The sequence below is a fragment of the Rhizobacter sp. genome, assembly GCA_021153565.1.
In the GTDB taxonomy this organism is placed as follows: Bacteria; Pseudomonadota; Gammaproteobacteria; order Burkholderiales; family Burkholderiaceae_C; genus Albitalea.
Genome location: JAJKJU010000162.1, coordinates 1 through 5,319 on the forward strand (window position 1 = coordinate 1; position 5,319 = coordinate 5,319).

Genomic DNA, 5,319 nt, shown 5'->3' on the forward strand with positions numbered 1-5,319 from the left:
ATCAGCCCAATGAGGTTCGAAGAAAACTGGCACGCGGGCCAGGCAAAGAAAGCCGCGTAATCGAGTGGCTATGGACTACGTCGATCAAGGGCAAGGTCAGGAAGGCCAAAGTAAGTGCCATTCGGCTGAAGAGTTTGTTGAGGCGGGCCTCCCAGTCGAGGAGGCCTAGCATTCGCAGCGCGCGTGGGCGGCCTGATGGCCTGCAGGTGCAACGCGTCCAACAGGACTGACTGCGACATCTCCCATTTGGCCCAGACTCCTGGTGAGTCGGGCCCACCGGCAGCCTGGGCGGGGGTTGTAGGCTGTTCGGCCGTCAATCGGTCGGAGTAGATATTTTTCTTGTTGAGCTCTAAGAAGTAGACGTTTCGCAGACTCTGTAGATGGTTATTTGGTAGAATCACCGCAGAGTAGACGTTTTGCGGACTCAGTAGACGGTTCCGCAGCCTTACCCGCAGTCCGTAGATGAATTCCAGCCCTCCACCCGCCCCAACGGCCGCTGCGACGGTCTACCTGGGGTATGAAGCCCTCATCCGCCGCTACCAGCTGCGAGTGCCGCCGCTGCGCTCGGTCAGCGTGGGCGTGGACCGAGCGGTCGAGCGCCACATCATGACAGCGGACGGCGACGAGCGCATCGAGCTGCCGCTACAACGCCTGGGCGACACGGATAGCTTGGTAAACCAGCTGACCTTCGCCCTCAAGCGCGAGTGGTTGAACCTGAGCGTGCTCGGCGCCCTCTTCGACCACGCGGAAGCACTTCAAGCCGTCCAGCATTGGCTCGACGGCAAGCCGTCTTCGAAGTACGCGCGCATGGCCGGGCACCTGGCCGAGTGGCTCGCCGGCCACGAGTTCGTCTACAAGCTCCCGCCCGGTACGCCAAGGGCGCCGCTGCTCGACCCAAAGGCGTACATCACCGGGCCAGCGGTGCCTGACACCAAGTTCGGCGTGACCCACAACCTGGTGGGCTCGCCAGCTTTCAGTCCCCTGATACGGCGCACCGAGAAGCTCGATGCCCTGCTGGCTGAAGACCTGGGAGCCAAGATTGCCGCCGCCCTGAACAGCCTCGAGCCAGAGATGCTCGCGCGTGCCGTCGACTTCCTGTACCTGTCGGAAACGCGCTCGACCTACAACATCGAAGACGAGATACCCGACAACAACCGCGCAGCCAAGTTCCGCCGCCTGCTGGAGCAGGCCGGCGAACCAGGCCGGCTTGATGAAGAGCAGGTGGTCCTGTGGCAGTCGCAGATTGTCGGACCGCTGTCGGTCGAAGGGTCCTACCGCAACGGCCAGAACTGGCTCTCGCGCCCGGGTGGCCGCCTTCGCAACATCGCCGACTTCATCCCGCCACCCCCGCCGCTTGTCAGGCCGATGATGGAGGGTGTGGCCGAGGTTGCGATGCTGGCCGCGACCAATGGTCTTCACCCGGTACTGGCCGCGACTTGCGCCGCGTTTGGCCTGGTCTACGTGCACCCGCTGTTCGACGGCAATGGGCGACTCCATCGCTTCTTGCTGCATCACGTGCTGCGCCAGTCCGGCTTCACGCCCGCCGGCGTGGTGCTGCCGCTGTCGGCCCGCATGCTCAGGGACCTACCGCGCTACTCAGCACTGCTCAAGAGCTACTCACGCCCACGTACCGAGCTGTTGGACTACCTGCTGGATGCAGACAGCGGCACCATCCTGGTGAAGTCGCCGCAGCCCACCTGGCTGTACGCCTACTTCGATGCCACCGAGCTGTGCGAATTCATCCTCGAGTGCGTGAAGCTGTGCGTTGAGGAAGACCTGCTGGACGAAGTCGCCTACCTGCAGGCCCATGACGGCACCGTGCGCGAACTTGAAGGCTGGCTGGACATGCGCCAGTCGCAGCTGAACACTCTCATCGACGTCATTGTCCAGGGCCATGGCACATTGTCCAAGAGCAAACGCAAGCTGGCTGAGCTTCTCAGCGACGAGCAGGTGGCTCTCGTCGAGGCCACGACCTGTCGCCACTTCGCCGACTACCTGGGACGCCGTGCTGCCTGAACGGACAACAGGTCCTGCCTCGCACCAAGCGGCGCATCGAGGCAGGTGGCGCCGGGCCGATACGCCTGCCTCGTTCCTCGCGTAGAGCCGCGTCCGCGGCTACGCCGACTGCGTCCGCGCGGACTGGTGCGGTTCGCCGCGCAGAGACGCTGTCATCTATGCGCAGTGACGGCGCCCTGGCGCGCAGCCACTACTTCTGTAGCCGCGCGGCGACGATGACGTCGCTGCGCGGCTATCCATCGACGTGCGCGCAGACACAACCCGCGTGGCATTCGTCTATGCGCGGAGACTGATGCAGTCGCCGTGCGGTGCCGCTCGTATAGCTGCGCAGCGAGTCTGCGTGCCTCCGCGCAGGGCCGCAATACCGAGACGCGAGGAGTGGACTACTGGCATCACGGATGCAGCCGGATAAACGCGTTCGCTACACGGAAGCGATGCGCTCGATGCGCAGAAGTTCTTCCAACGAATGCAAAGGAACCCGTATGAAGCGATTCGTCGTCAAGCCCCCCAGCGGGCCGGCGAACGGTGACACTCGCAACGCATGAGTACGTTCGAGAGACAGGCCCGGATGGCAGAAGCCGGGGCGCGACGAAGACGGTCTATCTGGGTAGCTTCAGCCTCGACCTCAACCCCGACCGACTGAAGGGCGTAGAACACATCAGGGCCGGAGAGGCCACGGAAGGCATCACGCTCAGACCGGGTACCTATGCTGCAGGTCAACCCTTCACCCTCGACGCTGACGACCTTGAGCAGATTCGTGCCTGGCTGACAGCCCACGGTACGTACGTCAAACGACAAGAGGGTCTGGAGCGGTATCGAATCGAGGAGGCGCGCGTGCGCGCGGAGGAGCGGGCTGCACTCGCGTCTCAAATCGAGGCGGAGCTTCATGCTCGCCTGACAAGCGAGATTCGAGCCGCTCTCGATGCCGAACTCGCAACAAATCGAGTGGATGCGATTGACGCAGCAGTCGACATGCTCCTGCAGGCTGGTCAAGCGGTGGTGGACGAGGCAGGACGGCTCAAGCCTGTACTGAGAGTCCCACATCGTCGCAGGACGCTCGCTGACGAGGAGGCCAAATCGGCACGCAAGACGCTGTTGGCGCGGACGCTGAGGCTCCGCAAGGAGGCCTTTGCAGGGTTCGAGGAAGCCTGCAAGCAGGCAGGGTTGATGACGCGAAAGTCCGCAGTGACGTGGTGACCGCGTGCGTGACGCTGAAGCGCGAGCGCAGGGTGGTCGGTCTGCGCAACCTGAGGCTGAAGTTGGCACGCGGCAGCTACGGCACGATTGCCAAGTGCCTGCGACAGCTGGCCCTGGTGGAAATCCTGGAGGGGGATTCGGCGCCCGCAGTTGGCGGCCTTGTAGCAGGTGCCGCGATGGCGCTGGGACTCCACGAAGGTCTCGAACAGAACCGGGCGATAGCCGTAACGGTGATGCCAGTCGTGGGGCCGCTGACGGGCGCTTCTGGACAGGATCTTTGAGGCGAGCCCTTTGGACTGGATCCAGGGCAGGATGAGGAAGCGGGCGTTGTTGACGACGAGTTGCAGGTTCTTCAGGCGCTCGCGTTCTTGCCAGCCGATGAAGCGCTCGCGCCCGGCGAGCTTCCAGGCGCTTGCGCCGAAGCTCAGCAGCGCGACGAGCTGCTCGCCGACGAAGACGTTGTAGCGCATCTGGCTGCCCGACATGGGCGTGTAGCCCAGGTAGTGGTAGCGCTCGATGTACTCGTTCCACAGACGCGAGGTGGCTGTGGTCGTGACCGGGCGCAGCGTCAAGGCATCAAGCTCGTGCACGGGCTGCAGCAGCGGCGCTTGAGGATCGGTGGCCGCGGTAGGCGGGAAGTGGGGTGGGCCGCGTCCGCCGGGCATTTGCGAAGGCGGCAACATGATCAGCCCCTCGGCATGCATGCGCTGAAGCGCGACACGACACGTCATGTCCTTCAGCTCGCCGTTGGGCTTGCGCCATCCGAACAGCTCGCACACCTTGCGCGACAACGGCGTGCGCTTGAGCGACGGGTTTTGCTCCATCAGCAGCTTGATCGTTTGGATGTCGCCTTCGCTGAACTCGCGGCCGCAGTAGATGCTCATGAGCTGTCGATTCCTTCATTGAGTGTGCGAGCGCTACGGCGCATGGCAGCAAGCCGGGTGTCATCCATGGTCCAGGGAAGAAACGCGTTGATGTCCTGCGGCGCTCGGTTGCCGTTGTCGGCACAGGCTTGCAGGTAGGCGCTCAGCCAGGTGCGCGGATTGAGCTTCCACAGCTTGATCGTCATCAGCAGGCTGTACATCGTGGCGGCCAATTGGCCGGACCACTCGGAGCCGGAACCATAGAAGTTCTTGCGTCCGACCACTGGCAGGCGTGCCGCGCGCTCGGCGACGTTGTTGTCCATGGGCACCCATGGGTGGTCGACGAACACCGTCAGACCCGACCAATGGTTCTTCATGCTTTGCAGCACCTTGACAGCGGGCGCGGCAAGCAAGGGGTCGGCAAGCGCCGCGTCACGCTCATCGGACATGCGTTGCACGGCCTGATGCAGATCGGCTTGCCGCGCGATGCGCTCGGCGCTGCCGTCCTCGGCCTGAAGGCGCAGCCCGTTCAAGTGGCCTTGCCGGCCTGTTCAGCGCCTCATCGAAGCACGGTCAGGGTGGGGGAGTTTGGGTGGCCATCAGGGTTCGGCCTCGTCTGGTTCGTCGGCATCGGGACAACAACCTGTTCTGCGGCTTCAACCCCGCGGTCAGTGTCTCGGCTCTGAAGGCCATGCGGTCGACGATCCGGGCCTTGCAACTTCGCAGGCAAACCCAGGTGTCATTGCACGATCTCGGTTCCTGCAGCCCAAAGGCGGCATTCGTCGCCAAAAGTCACTCGCCACCAAGTCGGGCGGGTCGTATCGTGCTGGATGCTGCCTTGGTAGTGCGCCGAATGCGCGTGCCGCGTAGCAGCAGTGTTTCACTCGCGTGGTCAACTATCTCACAGCGAGGTGAACAATCCGCGCGTCGCCGACGTGCTTAATCTGTGCAATCAAAAATGACAAAGTTTTCGTTGGCAGTTTCTCTATGCCTTTCCGTCGGTATTGCCTCTGCCGGAGATCCGGAGCCGGGCAGGATTACGCAGGGTGGTTCACCCTTGCTGGCTGTTCCTGAGGCAATGTCAGGAGGCCAATTGGTTTGCTCATTGCCTGAGCGTACGCAGGTGCTGGTGCTGGCAGAAAGTCCACTCGTCGGGCCTGACGGAATTGAGGCGATACCTGGGTACTACAAGAGGGTGCATGTGGTCGATGGCTCATGCGCGGGAAAGACGGGCTGGATAGTC

The 5,319-nt window shown here is 63.2% G+C and carries 3 protein-coding genes; 1 reads left to right on the plus strand and 2 read right to left on the minus strand.

The genetic code is table 11. The features are described 5' to 3' along the window. The first annotated feature begins 462 nt into the window (after nt 1–462). Nucleotides 463–2,016 (plus strand): Fic family protein, encoded by a 1,554-nt coding sequence (locus tag AC30NL_RS09830; protein ID WP_489463820.1) that lies wholly within the window; start codon nt 463–465, stop codon nt 2,014–2,016. Between the two features lie 989 nt (nt 2,017–3,005). Here the strand turns inward: AC30NL_RS09830 and AC30NL_RS09835 are convergent. Both AC30NL_RS09835 and AC30NL_RS09840 read right to left on the minus strand, forming a co-directional pair. Next, nucleotides 3,006–4,097, minus strand: a complete 1,092-nt coding sequence (locus AC30NL_RS09835; RefSeq protein WP_489463821.1) for a Druantia anti-phage system protein DruA — start codon at nt 4,095–4,097, stop codon at nt 3,006–3,008. Next, a complete protein-coding gene (locus AC30NL_RS09840) occupies nt 4,094–4,609 on the minus strand; it encodes an IS66 family transposase (protein WP_489463822.1) in 516 nt (171 codons plus the stop codon). Before AC30NL_RS09840 ends, AC30NL_RS09835 begins: the two co-directional genes overlap by 4 nt. Nucleotides 4,610–5,319: the final 710 nt, after the last annotated feature.